General features: G+C 59.7%; 12 protein-coding genes and 1 pseudogene. 9 read left to right on the top strand and 4 right to left on the bottom strand.

All coding sequences use genetic code 11. The annotated features are described in order from the left end of the window. The first annotated feature begins 496 nt into the window (after positions 1-496). The 8 genes and pseudogenes from MTX21_RS33025 to MTX21_RS32990 all read left to right on the top strand — a co-directional run bounded on the left by MTX21_RS33025 (position 497) and on the right by MTX21_RS32990 (position 11,350). Entirely contained in the window at positions 497-3,649 is a 3,153-nt protein-coding gene (locus tag MTX21_RS33025; protein ID WP_280971326.1) for a DUF2169 domain-containing protein, read from the top strand. Beyond that, positions 3,639-4,715, top strand: coding sequence for a pentapeptide repeat-containing protein (locus MTX21_RS33020; protein ID WP_280968732.1), 1,077 nt, complete (start codon positions 3,639-3,641; stop codon positions 4,713-4,715). The genes MTX21_RS33025 and MTX21_RS33020 overlap by 11 nt, the downstream gene beginning before the upstream one ends. Positions 4,716-5,160: 445 nt before the next feature. Continuing rightward, complete coding sequence (locus tag MTX21_RS33015; RefSeq protein WP_280968731.1) at positions 5,161-6,117, top strand: hypothetical protein; 957 nt, start codon at positions 5,161-5,163, stop codon at positions 6,115-6,117. 17 nt (positions 6,118-6,134) lie between these two features. Next, positions 6,135-6,791 (top strand): DUF3540 domain-containing protein, encoded by a 657-nt coding sequence (locus tag MTX21_RS33010; RefSeq protein ID WP_280968729.1) that lies wholly within the window; start codon positions 6,135-6,137, stop codon positions 6,789-6,791. Between the two features lie 98 nt (positions 6,792-6,889). Then, on the top strand, positions 6,890-8,611 hold the full coding sequence (locus MTX21_RS33005) for a tetratricopeptide repeat protein (protein WP_280968728.1): 1,722 nt from the start codon (positions 6,890-6,892) through the stop codon (positions 8,609-8,611). 142 nt (positions 8,612-8,753) lie between these two features. Beyond that, a pseudogene (locus MTX21_RS33000) lies at positions 8,754-9,432 on the top strand (IS630 family transposase); the annotation flags it as partial. Between the two features lie 1,144 nt (positions 9,433-10,576). Continuing rightward, the gene (locus MTX21_RS32995; RefSeq protein WP_280968727.1) at positions 10,577-11,005 is read left to right on the top strand and encodes an NEL-type E3 ubiquitin ligase domain-containing protein; all 429 of its coding nucleotides are present in this window, start codon (positions 10,577-10,579) and stop codon (positions 11,003-11,005) included. Positions 11,006-11,041: 36 nt separating this feature from the next. Further along, entirely contained in the window at positions 11,042-11,350 is a 309-nt protein-coding gene (locus MTX21_RS32990) for a hypothetical protein (RefSeq protein ID WP_280968726.1), read from the top strand. 854 nt (positions 11,351-12,204) lie between these two features. Here the strand turns inward: MTX21_RS32990 and MTX21_RS32985 are convergent. The 4 genes from MTX21_RS32985 to MTX21_RS32970 all read right to left on the bottom strand — a co-directional run bounded on the left by MTX21_RS32985 (position 12,205) and on the right by MTX21_RS32970 (position 15,130). After that, the gene (locus MTX21_RS32985) at positions 12,205-12,717 is read right to left on the bottom strand and encodes an Hcp family type VI secretion system effector (RefSeq protein WP_280968725.1); all 513 of its coding nucleotides are present in this window, start codon (positions 12,715-12,717) and stop codon (positions 12,205-12,207) included. Between the two features lie 195 nt (positions 12,718-12,912). Continuing rightward, positions 12,913-13,230 carry a hypothetical protein gene (locus tag MTX21_RS32980; protein ID WP_280968724.1) on the bottom strand — a complete coding sequence of 106 codons (318 nt, stop codon included), beginning with the start codon at positions 13,228-13,230 and terminating at the stop codon, positions 12,913-12,915. A gap of 13 nt (positions 13,231-13,243) precedes the next feature. Then, positions 13,244-14,764, bottom strand: a complete 1,521-nt coding sequence (gene tssI, locus MTX21_RS32975; RefSeq protein WP_280968723.1) for a type VI secretion system tip protein TssI/VgrG — start codon at positions 14,762-14,764, stop codon at positions 13,244-13,246. Positions 14,765-14,833: 69 nt separating this feature from the next. Next, positions 14,834-15,130 (bottom strand): hypothetical protein, encoded by a 297-nt coding sequence (locus tag MTX21_RS32970; RefSeq protein WP_280968722.1) that lies wholly within the window; start codon positions 15,128-15,130, stop codon positions 14,834-14,836. A 1,267-nt stretch (positions 15,131-16,397) separates the two neighbouring features. Here MTX21_RS32970 and MTX21_RS32965 point away from each other — a divergent pair. Then, a complete protein-coding gene (locus MTX21_RS32965) occupies positions 16,398-17,783 on the top strand; it encodes a hypothetical protein (protein ID WP_280968721.1) in 1,386 nt (461 codons plus the stop codon). Positions 17,784-17,798: the final 15 nt, after the last annotated feature.

Raw genomic sequence — 17,798 nt, 5'->3', positions numbered from 1 at the left:
ACGCCTGATCGCTGGTTTTTACGGTCTGACACCCGCCCTCCTTCGACGATTTCATGCGGGCTCGTCGGCTGCTAATGAATATAGCGCGCGGCTTCGAATAACGGGCGTACCACGTAGGCCCTCCCCGCAAGGCGAACGTGATCATTCCGGCGCCGAATGCGCCAACGGCTTCGTCGCGCGGAGGCAGCTTTCGCAAGCCAACGAAGCATCGGTTTTCTGCAGACAGAACGGCCTGTACTTTTCGGCGAGGCGCACTCTCGTCTCTATCTGGCCGTTCGAGCGGCCTTGACGGGCCGATGATTCCGCAGGAGCAAATCGCGGCTACCTCGACCATCAAACCGTCGCGGTGCGGAGCGACCATTTATGCAACACGGTGCTGAATGGCCGCCTACCTAACTTGGTATGTGGCACAAAGACGCGGTTGGATGTTGGGGCCGAAAGTCCGTCACGATCGAGAAATATTGGTAAAAAAACCAAAATCGTCTCGGCCGGCTTCATGCCCATTCTTGTAAAGCCCCGCACGCTAGGTCTGTTGACCAAATGCGAGCCTTGTCGTCCAGGGGCGAGCCTCATCATTTCGGTCTTCGCGATGTTCGACCTCGCGAACCCGGGCGCCGATCGTCTGCAGAGCGAGCAGGAGCTTTGGGTGATGGCCGCGAAGGAGCTTCCGCTCGGCACCCCTCTCGACATCGGCATGCCCAAGCCGCAAGCCGAGCTGCTCATCGGCGGACATGCGGCGGCGCCTGAGGAACGGACGACCGAGCGGATGATGTTGGGCTGGACACTCGGACCGATCCAGAAGCACGTTCTGGTGACGGGCGACCGTTATTGGCAGATGACCACCTCCGGCTGGCGACCGACAGCCGTGCAACCGTTCCAGCAAATGCCGCTCACGCGCCAACGCGCGTTTGGCGGGCCCGGCTACGCGGCGAACCGGGTCGGCGCGGGCCATGAGGCTCTCCGCCGCAGCATGGCCGGCGAACTGGTGGCCCTGCCCAACGTCGAAAGCCCCGAGCATGCGATTCAGTTCATTGACACGATCGCACCGCCGGCAACCTTCGGACCAATCGCGATTGATGATCAGGAGCGCCTACAATACGCGGGAACCTATGACGCCACGTGGCTGCAATCAGTTGCCCCCGCTCTGGCGAGCGATGCCGATCCGCGCCTTTTTCTGTTCGCGCCACCAGACCAGCGCTTGAGCGGCTTCATCTGCGGCGGAGAACCCTACGCGCTGCAGAACTTCTCCGCCGAGCATCCGTTGATCGAAGGCCGCCTGCCGACCTTTCGCGTGCGCTGCTTCATCGGCTGGCGCGATGCGATGCGTGGCGTCACGGAACTGCAGACGCACATCGATACCCTGTGGCTGTTCGCGGGAGCCCGCCGCGGCGTCATGATCTATCGCACCGCGATTGCGGTGCAGGAATTGGACGGCAGCGACGTTGGCGACGTTATCGTCGCTTACGAGCGACAAAGCGAGCCGCCGCGGCCGTTCGATCATTATCTGAATGTCCGGCGGCTGCGGCTCGACCCGGCGAGTGCCTCACGCTATGCATTTTCGGAACATCAACTTGCCCCTGAGATTTCGGCTGTCGAACGCGCACGCCGCGTCGCGCGGCGTCGCCATTTGGCCGAAGAGCGCTCAGCGCGGCAGCTGGCCTCCATGCGCTTGGCGCTCGATCAGGAGTTCGCGCGTATAGAGCTTCCGCCTTCGCTGCGTCCGACGATCGAGATACCGTCGATCGAACCGTCAAGCATTCCGGAATTGTTGCCGGAGGAACTCGAGAGTGGCGAGATAGAATTGGACGAGATCCTCGACGCCTTGGACACGGTCCAGGCCAAGGCAGAATCTGATGTCGACAAGCTTGACGCTCAATATGAACCAATCCGAGCGGCGTATGAAAAGATTGCCAGTGGCAATGCCGAATCGAGCGATATCGACGCGTTGCTTGCCGCAATCTCGTCCACGGACGCCGCGCAGTCGATCGACGCAAGCTTTGCGCAAGCTCCGCCGTTCGCTGAGCTTCCGGACGCTGATCCGGGCTTCATGGGCGATATTAAAGACAAGCTCGCGCGAGCGAAAAACTGGCGTGACGAAATCCTTGATACGGCAAGGCCATCGCTCGACGAGCAAAAGCAATTCGAACTCGCGCATGCTCGGTTTTTTAACTTGGCAGCTGGACGACCGCTCGAGCCGATACGCAGCGCCGTATCGGACGATACTTTTTCTCTTCCCGATGTTCCCGCACTGGTCCTGCCGGAAGAAGCGCGGAGCGTTAAACCCGAGGCGCCGACGCGCCTGACCATTGACGAGATACTGGCGCAGATCGAAGCCTCCGATCCACCGCCTGACGCCGCCCAACGCGCGCGTACGGCACTCACCGATGCTGAAGCGGCGCTCAGAAGGGGCCTTCCTGCGTTACCGTCCGATGATGGCGCGCCGTTTGGCGCCTTGAGTGCTCCGCATCGAACCGCAAGCGCTGACGAGCCCGCAGCTGGGATCGCCGCAGCGAAGACGCAATCTACGAAAGCGTTGACTGACCTACGGACCGAGATCGACAAAGCGGAAGGGCAGTTGGCAGCTGGCATAGCCGCGGCAAGGCTTGCCTCACCCAAGCCGCTCAAGCCTGACACGATGCTGGCACCGGCTGTCGCACGCGCGCTGGGTGATCTGGTGGAAGAGGAGTTCCGACGCGGCGGCCCGGTTGCTGGTCGGGATCTCGCCGCCGCCGACCTCTCCGGGCGAAGGTTCGCGAACGCGGACTTCTCCGGCGCCTTCCTTGAACGCGCGAAGCTGAACGGGACCAACCTGGCCGGTGCGAAACTGATGAAAGCCGCGCTGACCGGCGCAACGCTCATCAACGCTGATTTAAGCGCCACCGATCTCACCGAAGCCAATCTCGGTGAAGCCGACTGCCGCGGAACGCGTTTCGCGGGCAGCCAGCTTGTCCGCACCAATCTTCTCGGTGCGCGCATGGTGGGCGCATGCTTTGACCAAGCGCATCTTGGCGAGCTCCAAGTTTTGCGAGTGCCGATGATCGGGGCAACCCTCCGCTCTGCGCAAATACGTCAATGCTCCTTCATCAAAGCCGTCCTCGATAACACGGATTGGGGGGACGCCGTCCTCGAGCGCGGACAATTCATAGATTTATCGCTGTCTGGTGCGAGCTTTGCTGGCGCGCGACTTGAGCAAACCTGCTTTCTCAAGGTGGCAGCGGCCCAACTCGATCTCTCGAACGCGCAATTTGACCAAGTCAGCTTCGTCGGCGACATCGATCTGCGCGATGCCCGGTTCGGCCGTAGCAGCGCCGAGGCGCTCTCCTTTCAGACGGCCAACCTCAGTGGCGCAGACTTCACCATGGCTCGACTGAACGGTGCCTATTTCGGCAAGTCGACGCTGGCGTGCGCCACCTTCCGAATGACCTCGCTGAAACGCGCGGTCTTCACCGCCAACGATCTGCGCGGCAGCGACTTCTATGCGGCCAACCTGCTCGAGGCGCATCTCAACCAGGCCAACCTAGCCGGCGCCAGCCTGCGCCATGCAAATCTCTATGGCGCAGACCTGATGGATGCTTCCTTGGTCGCGACGGATTTGAGTAACGCAAATATCGACCGCACGGTCCTGATGGTCACGCGCCATGTCAATTGATCTCTTATTGCAGTCGATCGACCATCAGTTCCCCGTACGCAAAGCTAACCTCGATGGCGAGACACTATCTGGACTACGCCTGAACGATGGCGTTGTGCTGAGTTCCTCTTTTCGCGGCAGCCAGTTCACGCGTGCCCGCCTGACCGGCATGACGTTTCAGGACTGCGATTTCAGGGGCGCTTCCTTCGCCGATGCTTACCTTGACAAGTGCACATTTGTGGATTGCCACGCTGGCGGATCCGACTGGCGGCGGGCGCGCTTGACCCAGTCGACGTTCATGACATCAGATTTCGGCCAGAGCGACTTCGGCGAAACGCGGCTCAGCCAGACGACAGCGATGCGTTGCGTGTTGGCCCGGACGATCCTGAGCAAGGCCACCCTATCTCAAAGCGCTCTCATGGATTGTGACCTCGCCAATGTCGTGCTCGACAACGCCACGCTGACGAACGCCGCCATAACGCAGGCTGATTTGCGTAGTGCGCAGCTCACGGGACTGCGCTGCGACACGGTCCATTTCTCCGAATGCGATCTGTCGGAGCGGAATCTCTCCGGGCTGATGCTCGCGCGAGCGAATCTGAGCGGTGCCAAGCTGAGAGGCGCAAACCTGTCCGGAACAGACCTGTCCGGCTCCGTGTTGACGGGCGCGAGCCTCGTGGGCGCCGATCTCTCCGGCGCGACCGCCCCGAACACACTGTTCGTCAGGGCTGACCTGCAAGCCGCCAGGCTGCGCAATGCCGATTTGACGCATTGCATCTTCGTAGAAGCGCGCCTCGACGGCTGCGATCTTTCCGGCACTCAATTGGGAACAGCCGTTTTCACACGTGCATCGGCCAGGCGCGCCTCGTTTGCCTGCGCCGACATGTCGTATGCGCTGATGCACCACGCCATGGTCGACGGCAGCGATTTTTCCGGCTCGCGATTTCTGCGAACTGACTTTCACTGCGCGTCGACCGAAGGCAGTCGGTTCGCGACCCAGCATGGGAGTGTCTTAAACACTGTGCCGGAACGCGCCGTCGCCGAACTCTATGATGCAAGCCGCGTCATCCCTCTCTATGGAGTGAGCTAAACAAATGACTTTTGTCAATTCAAGTGGCCCGATGTCGGCGCAGGATCAAGCGTTTCCCGACGTCTGCAACACACCAGCCGGACTCGCCGTTGTGCCTACCCCCTATCCAAACGTCGCTATGAACACGACGGCTATTCCTACGCAGTCTCGGTGCCTGATCATGTGTATGCCTGCACACAACATGACGACCGAGCGCGCGACATCGACGGGTGATAGCGCAGGTGTGGCCCTCGGCGTCATCTCTGGCCTTGTCATGGGTCCAGGCCGCGCCAAAGCGGGATCGGACAATTTGTCAATCGGCGGGTCACCGGCAAGCAAAACGGGGATGCCGACGAAGCAGAACGGCGCCAACCCGAACGCGTTCGGACTTTCGATATCACCCTCTCAGACCCGTTTGACGGCGCAGCGCTAATGTGCCGACAGCCATCCGATTAGGATATCCGCCATGCCAAATGCTTATACGCGACTGGTCGTTCCAGACAGCCTGACCTCTCCCCTGACGAAGTCAACTTATCTGCGCCTGGGCTCTTATTCGGGCGAAGAAGAAAAACTTGTCACTGGTCTCACAACGACTATTGGCGAAGGTCCAGCTACGATCGGCAAACATGAAAGCGACAATGCCGGCTTACTTGCCTTCACCAATAAGGACTTCCAGGCCAACATTGAAGGCGCTGCGCTGCTCAAAATCGGTCGCGGTCAGACCACGGAGGTCACGAACGGCAACTCCCAACATCAGGTCTCGAAAGGCACTTATGAGATCTCCGCCGAGAATGGCGTGTCAATCAGTGCTGGCGCTAATGGGACGCCCGCGGACATCATCCTGACGGCCTCGAACCGAGTCAAGCTCATCAACAACGGCCATAAGCTGGAAACGACCGTTGGCAACTCGGAAAAGCAGACGATGGGCGACACCAAGGAATTGTTTCAAGGCACTAAATTCACCTGCATGAGAGGCGCAGCTACCACGCTGACGATGGCCAAGAACGTCAGCATGTTCTTTGGAGAAGCGTTCACCTTCAAGATCTCGCGAGAATGTTCGGTCAATCTCAGTGATATGAACTCTATGACGACCGGCAACAAACTTGACATCGTCGAGGGACACGACGTCAAGCAAGTGATTGGAAATTCGACCAAGTGTGTTTTTGGACCCGATTTCAAGTCGGCTGACAGCGACACCAAGATTCTCAGGACAAGCGATTTCAAACTCGCTCCTGTCGAAGACTTCAAGTCGGTCGGTCGCGACATCAAATTCTGCAAGACCAGCGTATCCAAATCAGAAGAAGAATTGAGAAAGGGACAGTCGAACACGGAAGAGTACAAGCTTGTGAGCCGAAAAGCTGAGATCACGTCCAGTTCCGGTAATGAGGAAGTCATACAAAAGAAGTCGATAAATTTCATGTAGCGAGCTGGAGAACAAGGATGACGATGCCGATCCGTGCCACAAGCAACGACATATTGGCGATGGCCGAGCGCTTGCTTGAGCCTGGGCATCACACCGCCCGTGTCGTGTCGGTCAGCGAGGATGGCTCTGCGGTCGTAGTCGAGGTCGCTGGCGCCCGTCACACGGCGACGGTCGCCCTTGGCTGCCTGGTTCGGCCCATGCCACAAGACGCGGTGCTGCTCTTCACCAACGTGGAGCAAGTCTTTATCGTCACTGTGCTGGAGCGGACGGCTCCCAATGGTGGGATGGTCTCCCTGCCCGGGGAGCGCAGTATGTCGATTGAGTGCGAGACCATCACGATCGCCGCACGCCAGCGCCTGTCCTTGCGTGCCGGCAGTATCGATTTGCAGACTAAGCTGCTCGCTGTGCTCGCGGACAAAGGCACCTGGATCGGCAAGCTCTACACGTTGATCGCGGACCGTTTCCGATGCTCAGCCCGGATCCAGGAAGCGAGCGCCGAGCAATTTACGGTAAAAGCGGTCGAGCGTGTCGCGGTGATCGAGCGTATCGACACATTGCAGACCGAAACCCAGGCCATTAGGGTCACCGGCATTGCCTCCGAGATGGCGCACAGCAAGGTCATCGCGGTGAGCGAGGATCTCCGCCTCGATGGCAAGCGCGTCACGGTTGCATAGCGCAGATGCTATCCACTGGCATGTCGGCTCCGACCTGGCAGGAGAGGGTTAGAACCGCCCAGGAGTTTATCTCCGCCGGCCGTCTGGAGGAGGCGGAGGTGCTGCTGGAGGAGGTCACCACCACAAGTGATCCCGATACGCTCAATGCGAGGGCCACACTGGCGCTTGCGCGCCGGCGGATCGAGTTTGCCTTCGACATGCTGTCTGAAGCTGCGACCATCTACCCCGAACACGCCGGTCTCACCACCAATCTCGGCATCGCCCACGGATTGCTCGGCCGCGCTGAGGCGGCGGTGATTTGCCTCGAACGCGCGGCGGCTCTCGCACCGCGCAACGAGGAAATCAAGCTGGCGCTCGCTCAGGCCTTGCTGAGCCGCGGCGAGGTTGCGGAAGCCCGTGCGGTGACGGAGACCGTCGTCCACCACGAGCCCAGGAATGCGCGTGCGCTGCTTCAACTTGGCGCCATCGAGTTCGCCTTGGGCCACAGCTCGGCGGCTGAAGCCGCCCTGGTTCGTGCGCTTGAGATTGCTCCGGACGATCCCGATGCGCTGGGCAATTTATCGGTGCTCAAGCTTGAACGCGGGCGCCTCGACGAGGCGCTCAGCCTTGCCGCGCGCGCGCATCTGCGCGCCCCGCTCGATACAGCTGGGCTCTTGCACCTGGCTTATTGCCGCGCCGCAACTGGACTCTGGTCGCAAGCTGAGGCCACCTGCAAGAAACTGCTCGCCTATGCGCCCGCGAATGTTGGTGCGCGCGAAATCTTGGCCCGCGTTACGATTGCCAAGGGTGAGGTGGACCGCGGCATTGCGCAACTGACGGAATTCGTGCGCTCTCGCAAATCGGATCCTGTCGCCGCGCTTGCTCTGGCGCGTGTCCTACAGCTCGTTGGCCGGCTCGACGAATCCCTCACACTTGTCGCTCACGTCATGCACATGCGACCTGAGAACGACGCAGCGAAGTCTTTGCAGACGACGCTTGAACTGACGCTCGGCCGCTTCCCGACGCCCGAGCCGTCCGCCTTGGCACCTGTGAGGCGGATAGTCGTGCCGCCGACGATGGGCGCCCTTGAGTTGATCGCACTCGCTCGTCTCTTGCGTCGGCTGCCAAGCCCGCAAGACGTGCATGTGGTCGCGCAGCCACGTCATCAGGCTCTTCTTACCAACCTCGCCGAGCAGGTGATTTTGGACGAACCGAGCCCCGCGATCTCGGCTATGCCGCTGCAATCATTATTACGCGTTCTGCCGACCGACGCCCGCAACATTGCCGATGGCATTCCCTACCTGCGCCCCGAGGCCGCACTGCTCACCAAATGGCGGGATGCATTGGCTGCGTTCGCAAGGCCTTTGGTGGGCATCGTGTGGGAGGGTGGCGCGCTCGGCCTATCGATGGAGCAAGTCGCAGCTGCGACTCCAAACTCCGTCACGCCTGTCAGTTTGACGAGTGGCGCGCAACGGCATGACATGAAGCGATGGAGTCGTCCGATCGATGCTGGCGTGCACATCGAGAGCCCTGCGGAAATGATCGCAGCGATTGCCAATCTCGACGCAGTGGTCGGGCCCGACAGCTTCGCTGTCCATATCGCCGGAGCGCTCGGCGTTTCCGGCGTGGTTTTCGTGCCGCGCGGTTATCCGTGGTATTGGGCTCAGGCTGGCGGAAAGCCACTGTGGTATCCTTCATTCGAAGTTGTCATGCAGGAACGGTTCGGGCATTGGTCCGGCGCGATCGACGAAGGTCGGCGCCACCTCGAGACCCTGCTACGCAAACAACCGATTGACCAAGCGGCGCGCGCCCACAGCATCGCGGTGAGCGCAAGTCGCTGATTGCTGAAGCTGCGATTGGTGCTTCCTCGCGGACGAGTCCGATCGGCGGGAGGACGGCAATAGCCAAGAGGCTCGAACCCATCGTGCACGTGATCAAGCGGCTTGAACGCAATGAAAGTGTCACGTTCAAGGCAATAATGTTGCTCGTCCGCTTTTGGATGCGCATAATGCGGTGTGGCTGTTCATGCGCCGCGAGGGGCTGCGGTTCAAAAAAAACGCTGTTCGCTCTTGAACAAGGCCGCGTTGATGTGGCCCGCCGACGGCGACGCTGGCGATCGTGGCAGGCTGGCCTTGATCCTCAGCGCCTCGTCTTCATCGACGAAACCTGGATCAAGACCAACATGGCTCCGTTGCGCGGATGGGCACCGAAAGGAGCTCGCCTTCGCGGCTTCGCGCCACATGGCCACTGGCGCACGATGACCTTCCTGGGCGCGCTGCGTTACGACCGCCTCGCGGCTCCCTGCCTATTCGACGGGCCGATCAACGGGGAATGCCTCCGCGCCTATGTCGAGCAGATCCTGCTGCCATCGTTGAAGCCTGGTGACGTCGTCATCATGGACAATCTCGGCAGCCACAAATCGACTGCGCTCCGCCGCATCCTCAGGGCAGCCGGAGCCAGACTTTGGTATCTGCCGCCGTACTCACCTGACCTCAATCCGATCGAGCAGGCCTTCGCCAAGGTCAAGCACTGGATGCGCGCCGCCCAAAAACGCACCATCGACGAGATCAGCCGACACCTTGGCGAACTCATCCAAACCATCCAGCCAGACGAATGCAAAAACTACTTCGCAAACGCTAGGTACGCTTCAATTAAAACGTGAAACGCTCTAGGAGTCACCGTTTGACCTGGTCGGATCTAGAACGAGGAGCGTGACGAAACCCGTTCACAACATCAACCACGGCGACGGCCGCAGATGTTGTGCGGACGTACGACGTCTCACTAACTGCTCGGCCGCGGTCCTTGATCGCCTGCTTCATCAATCGTCGGTGATCACCAATTCGTGGTGATAGCGATCGAGTTGGAGACGAGTCGTCGCGCATTTGCTTGCTTGAGAAGGCATTGATGAACACAGAACAAGCCCAGCGGGGCGCTGGCAGGGCTTGCGAAACTCCCGAACAAGGGGATCAGAGAGGTTGGAGCGCGCGGAGCAGAAGGGCAAGGCCTTGACAGAGCCGCGGGCGTCAGCCGCCGACGATCCGATGAACTACTTCGAGGCTCCGGCTCCAGGCGAATCGTCGCAAGACCAGATCCTTGAGGCCTGGGCGGCCGAAGCGGTGCAGGGCGACCATGAGAATCGGCAAGAGGCGGTAAGACGAACGAAAGCTTGGCAGGAAGCAGCGCCCCATGAGCCGCCGTGGCCGGATCTTTCCTTGCTGTCCCTGACCACCTTGCCTGCGGCCCTCCCGGCGGGGCTCCAACACCTGAATATCGACGGCAATCAGCTGACGAGCGTGCCCGATATCCTTCCGAGCGGTCTGCAAACCCTCCACGCCAGAAACAATTGGCTCGCCAACCTGCCCACCAATCTCCCGGCCAGCGTCGAATGCCTTCGCGCCAGCGGCAACCGGCTGACCAGGCTGCCCGCAACCCCTTCCCGTCGGGCTCCAGCGCCTGTATGTCCCAAACAATCAGCTGACCAGCCTCCCCGAAACGCTTCCAGCGGGCCTCACGCTGCTCAGCGCCAGCGGGAACCGACTGACCAGCCTGCCCGCGACTCTCCCGGCAGGACCCCGTCAACTGCACGTCGATAACAATCGGTTGACCAGCCTACCCAAGCCCCTGCTAACGCAGCTCGGCTCTGGCTGCCTCGTTGATCTGAATGATAACCCGCTGCCTGCGCGGGTGCGGACCAACCTGATGGCGGCCACGAAGGCTGAGAGTTATGCTGGCCCGAACGTGTTCTTCTCGGATCCCGACGAAACAGCACAAGATCGGGAGCGGCTCCTGGCCGAGGCAGTCGCGGATTGGGTCGACGAGCCGGACGCGGCGGCATCTGGCGGAGCTTCGCCGACGAGCCGGGAGCCGAGGAATATTCACGCTTCCTCGACAGGCTGCGGGACACCGTGAACTATGACGCATTCCGGCAGGCGGTGGCCGAAGACCTGCGGCAGGCAGCGGGAAGCCCGACATTGCGCGAGCAGTTCCTCCAGGCGGCCGTCGCAGCTAGCGAGAGCTGCGAGGATCGCATCAAGTTGAACTGGAATGGCATGCAAAACGCACGCGTGAACGCTGATGTTCTGGACGGAGCTTATAATGAGCATCTCGACAAGCTCCTTCAGCAGGGCCACATTATATTCCGCTTGGTCGCGCTCGAGGGGATCGCGCGCGAAAAGGTCACCTCGCCTTCGTGGACGACGCATCGCGCCGGACATGCGCTTCGTGGGGTCTTCTAGGTCACCGAGGGCGATCTTGCCGCGGCTAAGACGTCCGTGCGCAACCAGGAGGCGGCGGAGTTCGCCGATTTCCTGGCAACCCTCCGGCAGCCCAGGGACACGCTGGTGAACCGCATCGCACCCGACGCTTATGCTGCGATGGAAGACCGGATGGGCGAGGAGTTTGAGAGCCGATTGGCGCAATGGCTGGCTGATCATCAGCGGACCAGCGACGCCGAGCCGCCCCTCCGAGCCCGAATCCGCGACGAAATTTTCCGCGAGATCAAGGGTGAGCTCATGCAGAAGGTGCTCGCAGAGCACGGCCTGCAAAGGCTATTGTTACCGGACAACGACGTCACGGGGTGAGTCCTCTAGTCTGCTATCCCGCCTAACGCGCGATCGGCGATCCGCTGAACTGCCGAACTGGGGCGTCGTCTGAGCTCCCTATTGCAGATCGCGCGCGGCGGCATTGAAGCCCGTCGCGATCTGCAGAAAGATGTCGCCCGCCTCGCTGAGCGCGGTCACCGAACTCGGAGTCTCGGCCTGTCCGCGACGACTGGCCAAACCTGGGAGCGAAGCGCAGCAAGTGAATGGTCCGCTTGATGAGGCGCACTGAGGATACCTGCCCTTGGCCAACGATCCGGCAAACGTGGGAACGTAGAGAAGCAATGGAATTGCCCATTTCGTGGAGCGCGGTCATCGAGCTAAGCTGTCAGGCGGTCCACGAACGATCCGCCGGTTGAGTGCCGACTCCCAAGTCACATCTCATGCTCGTCAATCACGGCCATGATGCAGGATCAACAGCGCGATTGCGGCCCCTCGTGCCGTGCGCGACATTTCGGTCCGAAGACGATCGACTTCATGCACCGCGATATCCTAAAGCCACCAAATGAATTGATGGATTTTTGCCGCGTGTCTACGTTGTGCGTCGGACAATTCGTTCGAGCTGCAAGCATGTGAGCCCGGCTTGCTCAAACCACCTGGTCTCACCGCACCCATTGGCAATAGGAGCCAATGCTGCAAGGCTTATCCAACATTCTGTTAAGCAAGGCTGGACCGATCTACCCACTCTTCGTTGTGTCTAAACACTGCGATGAGGCAGACCCGGCATGACCACTTCGAAGGCCCGGACGCGTCGATGTGTGCAATATATCCACCATTGCCCTCTCGGCGCCTCGGACCAAGTCATCGTCGTTGGCTTTGCAGACCTGGCGGGGTTGTCACCATTTATCCTCGCCGCTGGTGCTGCCGGGAACGTGCTCCCATTTCACTTCTTTGTAGGTGAACAACCAGTCTTCCATGTTTTGAAAGAAATTGTTCTTCGGATTGATTGTCAGCGGTACATAAGCCTTGCCTTTGACTAACGTCGCGTTCTTCCAGCTTATTTTGAAGAAGTTCTGCGGCTGCGGCATGCCCCCGGGGTCGGTGCGATAGAACTCGCAAACCACATCTTCGAGCACCTCGTTCGTTGCCAGCGCCTGCCATAGCAACGGCGAGGCACGATCGAAGAACTTGGTGAAGAGCACCGGCCGGTGGTTGCGAGCGCCCGTGGCTACACCGCTCGTCGCGTCGCGTGGAACGATGATGCCGCTGGTGAAGGCGACGACGGTGATCTTCCCTTGCTTACCCGAGTCACCCTTGGCCACCTGCCCGATGCTGTCCGGCTTGGAAGCATCCTTGGAGATGTCACCCTGCTTCTTTCCCTTTATCTTCAAGTAGGCTTCAAGCGACACTTTCCTCTCCTGTTTTCTGACCTACGCCGGCACGCACCGGCGCGATGGAATATCGCAAAATCCATGCCAAGAGCGCCGCGTATCCGCTACTAACTCTCGCGAGCCTTCTCGATCTGACGGCACAGCGCTGCGCGGTCGTCCAGATACCGGCACCATCAAGCGACGACATCGTTTCGCGATCGTGACAACGAGCTGTCAGGGCGTAACGTGGCCAACCTGCTTCAATTGACACGAGACATCGAGAAATGCACGCGTGGCAACGTCGAGGATGGCCCGCCCGGCCACACCGTAGCCCATGCTGTTATCGATAATGACATTGCCCTTCAGGGCGTAGACGAGCACCGCGCGAGGTCCGCGTTGCTCCTGCCCGAGGCAGTGCGTAGATAATTTGAGGCGCAGTTCTCGTCCATCACGAAGCCGTTGCGACCGAATGCCATCGGCCGATGGCGGCGGTATGTTGATCCACGCTGTCGGCAAGATGGTTGCGCGTGCCGTATTGGCGACCGCTTCCAATAGCGGGTCGATCTCACGAGCCGCTGGACGCCAGGCGGTCATAGGGCGAAGGTGATGCAGGTCCGTCGAAGATTTCGATTCTGGAACCAGATTGCGATTTGAGGCGATTGAACAAGTGCGTGTCCGAAGTCACGCCTCCCTTCATATCTGGGTTGTGGACCGCGCCGATCACAACGGGTCGGTCAATGTCACCGTTCAAGTAGCCGACCAGAACTTCCGTTCCAGGTACCAACGGGCAATGCAAGCCGGTTTGATTCGGACCTACATAAGGTTCGAGCTTGCGCACATAGTCGCTGCCAGCGCCTTTTGCCAGTTCCTCGGCGAATGTAAACTGCAGCCGGTAGCGTCCCTGGTCGTCAATCTCGGCCCGCCCATTCCAGGCTTCTCCATCGACCGTGGCGCTGTGGAGGCCAACGCCCAGAGGCACGGGCGTCATCGCAACCGGTCGATAAGGTACGTCCGAGCGGATGCAATGGACCATGTTTTGGTAGGCTCGCCCATTTTGCGTGGATGCATGGAATCCAATCGGGGCCGGGCAATAGGCCGAGTGATCCGCGGCGATAACGAGATACTTGCCATCGAAGCGGGGATGGCCCTCGAGTTCGAAGATGACGCCCGCTCGTAGCTCCGGCGCGTCGCTGTGAGCGATGTACATTGTCTGGCCGGCGCAGATCTGTTCGGCCCGGATCCGGGCCAGCGCGGTCGCTTCGGCTTCGTCCGCAAAATGCCCGCCGAAGCGTGAGGCCTTGCCCACGAAACCGCTGCCTTGCCCGACCTGCTGATCGACGGAGACGACGGAAGGCACCGTTTCATTGTAATCGCGGAGCGCGATCGTCTTTGTCGAGAGAACCCGGCGCTGCCGGAACGAACGAACGGCGCTTTCGTCGACGCTTCGCGGTGCCCGCCGTTCGTGCGGGCGCGCGTAAAGAATCCTCGACTTATCGCCGAACTTGACGTTGGGAAAGGCCAGATTCTTGTCGCCAAAAACGACGGTTTCACCGTCGTCTTCTTGCTTGAAGAAGTAGAAAATTCCATTCCGTTCGCAAAGACGCGAGATGAACGTCAGATCACTTTCGTTGTATTGCACATTAAAATTTCGCTTCGGATAGCGATCAAGATTGTATTCGCTGGGAATTGCGATGCTCAACTTGCCCAACTGCAATTTGATGATGTCGTCGACACCCATGGGTTGGTCAGGGCCATAAATGCGGCTCGCAACGGAGAGTTCGGCGACCGCAAAGCGCGGTCGCAGGACAAATTGGAGCACCCGCAGGTCGGTCACCGTAGGATCGAGTTCCTCGATTTGGGCGCACAGGCCCGAGGCAAGCCATCGCCCACATGCGGTTTTGACAACCAGCGTGGCGCGCTCGCCAATCAAAGAGCTGGTATCGACATCGCTCGATGTCGTGGCGTAAATCACGTAGCTAAACGGCAAGGAAATACACTCTGTGCCCTCGAACCCTTGGACGTTGAGCTCAATGCTGCGCTTGCTGCGAATGTTTAGGTCAATGCTGAGATTGGATTTGTTGGACATCGGCGCACCAAATCAACTGCGGCAGAGCTAACAACGTTTGTCACGGTGCCGCGGATAAGGAGCAAGCACCTAGCGTAAACGATATTTCGCGTTCCGACCCGTTTTACGACGACAGCAAACGCCGACAGCAGAGGCAGACCCGGTATGATCGAGGCGCGAGGCGAACTCGCCGATAGGCTCGATACGGTCGCGTCGGTGCCCGAAGGAGCCCGCCGTTCCACTGGCGAAATGGTAGGCGACCAGCCAGCCCAACGTCAGTTTCTCGTTGCCGTGAATGTTGCCATGAATAGAAAATTGCAAATAGCTGGCGCCGCATGGTGCACGCCCCAACCGTGCATCTGGCGCCCTTGATTGTGAAGAGTTCATCGCCTCTCCAATGCTCCGAGTGCAAGACGCATCTTGCGATGAGCCTTGTCCCTCAGCAAGGGACCGACAGCCGGGTGGTGATGCATTTCGAATTGGCTGAGGCACTAGCATTGGCCACCTCTGTTGCGCCATTGTTGTGAGCCCAATCGACTGGCCCATGCACCTGTTGCGTGTGGTCTCAGGTACGCTAGGGATATGTCGGGTTTCCTTCTCGAAACGACGCGCGTGGGTTCAAGGGAAAGCGCTCGTCATTCGTCCAGCGGTTCGTGTACTCTGCGCATCGGTGTTTCTGCATCTCAATAGCAACAGTTGTGCCAATGGCATTTCCTCTTTGAGCTGCTGATCAGGTTTTGAAAAGCTGCGGTTTGCCAGTTAGTGTTCTCAAGCTGACAGAGGCGGCGCGACTGTCAGATACCCCACAAGGCGTCAAGCTGGCCCGAACCCTGAGGTCCTTTTGCCGGATCACATGATTTGTCGATCGAGAAGGATCGATACTTTTAAATGGCCGACATCCAGATGGACGGCCCGAGATGATCGGCGAACGAAGTACGGCGCTGGAAAATAAGTCTTCGACGGGTGCTGAGATACCAGATTGGAAATCGCACTTCGGGTCTAAGAATTGCCCGGCAGAAGGGTCTGTCGATAATTTGTAACCGAACAGACGGTGCAGGCTGATCTGTTTCACTTCCCGGCATCGCGCTCGGATTGGATATCTTCTCCTAGCCTAAGCATCTCAGAAAGGCGCGAGCGCCTTACGCTCGCAAGAGGGGAGCGTTATGATCAGTTCAGGCGCGGCCGAAGATTGCGGCTTCTATCTTCGAACCGCTTTGGATGCAAGGCCGAGATAACTCCGGAGCTACCGAGGGCGCGGACATTACGACGCGAGAGGACGGCCACGGACTCCAAGCCGCAGAGCGTGGGCGGCAGATGAGCCGCCCGCGTGAGCTTCTCGTCTCTCAGGCTTGACTGCCGCCGATCGATTCGCTGTTGCTCCCATGAAATTGCTTTCTATGAGAGAACGGGAGAACGAGTATCAAGGAGCCAAGATGATTGTGGTCGTCAGAGTTCTCGTGGTCATCGCGGCATATATGGCGCTGCCTAACGAGCAAGTATGGGCTGCGGGAAGATTGATCGCGAAGAAGCGACGGTAAATCGCGCTGCTTCTCAATTTTAAGGCATCGGGCCCAACCGAACTCACGTAACATCGCCCATCGGATCGAGCGAGCATGCCTCGACGCTGCAATTGCATCTTTCGCCGGAGGTTCGCGTGAGTGACAGCAGCACCGGCTCCAGTCAGTGGCCGCGCCCCTATCGGGTGGATACACAGCTTTATGACTATTTCTGGAACTGGCTTGCGGCGAAGCTTCCGCGCCGCCGCTCCTACGGTGCCGCGGTTGCTGCAGGCGATGTATATGACTTCCTTGCATGGATCCGCGAGACCAACAGACCCCCAATGGCCAACCGGATTGCACAGTCGTCGTTAGACGCCGACGTGCAAGCCTATGCAGCTGAGTATATAGGGCGCGATCTACCGCTGATTGGTGGGTTTCGTGACCGCTTGCTGAACTTGCGAGATATGCTTCGGGACCTTCAATTTGAGAACTGGGCTCGTCAAAGGCATTTGATGTTTGAGGGCTTTGAAGGAGCCAGGCCGTCGTTATCGGGCAGCAGTAGCAGCCATACCACCAATAGCGGTAGCACCCATACCACAGACAGTAGCGTCTCCAATCGGGGACCCGGCGCTTATGACGTGGACTTGCGCCTCTATGAGGAGTTTTGGAATTGGCTTACTGAGAAGCTCCCGAGCAGCCGCTCCCGCGGCGCCAATCATGCCGCAGACGATATGAGCGATTTCCTCGAGTGGATCCGCGAAACCAACAGACCCCCAATGGCTGATCGGATTGCGCTGCCGTCGCTGGATACGGACATACAAGCCTATGTACGCGACTATATAGGGCGCGACGCACCCACGATTGGCGGATTTCGCAACCGTCTGCTCAATTTGCGAGATATGCTTCGGGATTTCCACCGCGCCCAGTTCGAGAACTGGGCACATGCGAGGGGGGCGATGTTTCAAGCCTTCGAAATTGCCGGGCCATCGTCAGCACCAGTGGCACCCACAATGCCTTCGGATGGACCGATGCTTGCAGCCGGCGCAGAGGCTAACTCGGCACGGCGTGACTTCGGAGCTTATGTCCTCCCCGGTTGGAGGGGCGGCGTTGCCCCGGACCCGCTGATCGCCGAATTGCGAGAAAGCGGCCTCCTTCCAGCGTCGTTGCGGCCACAAAGTGTGCTGATCAACGGTATGCGCTATGCTGCGGTATTGTGGCCAGGCCGGGCACCCGTGACCCCAAATAATCCGCAAGGCGAAAATTTTATTCTCACGCCTGGATACAGCGAATTGGGGCTGCCGCCTCACCCTCGAGTTGACCCGATAAACCAAATCGGGCCATTGCCCGATATCGGAGAGAGGGTCGGGCGTGACTGGATCCACGGCCCGCGCGTGGCCGACCGCTTCCTGACCAGCGTACTGAGAGAGTTCGGACTTCTGCCGACCCATCAGGTCCCAATGACGCTGTTCCACATCCACCGCGAGCGATACACAGCCGAATCAGGACCAGACGGCCGCATCCTTGTCATCCATCGCCCCTAAGCTTGCTAAGGCAAC

This window comes from Bradyrhizobium sp. ISRA430 (genome assembly GCF_029909975.1).
Taxonomy (GTDB): domain Bacteria; phylum Pseudomonadota; class Alphaproteobacteria; order Rhizobiales; family Xanthobacteraceae; genus Bradyrhizobium.
Note: the sequence above shows the minus strand (reverse complement) of the source record. Positions and strands in the feature narration are given on the sequence as shown.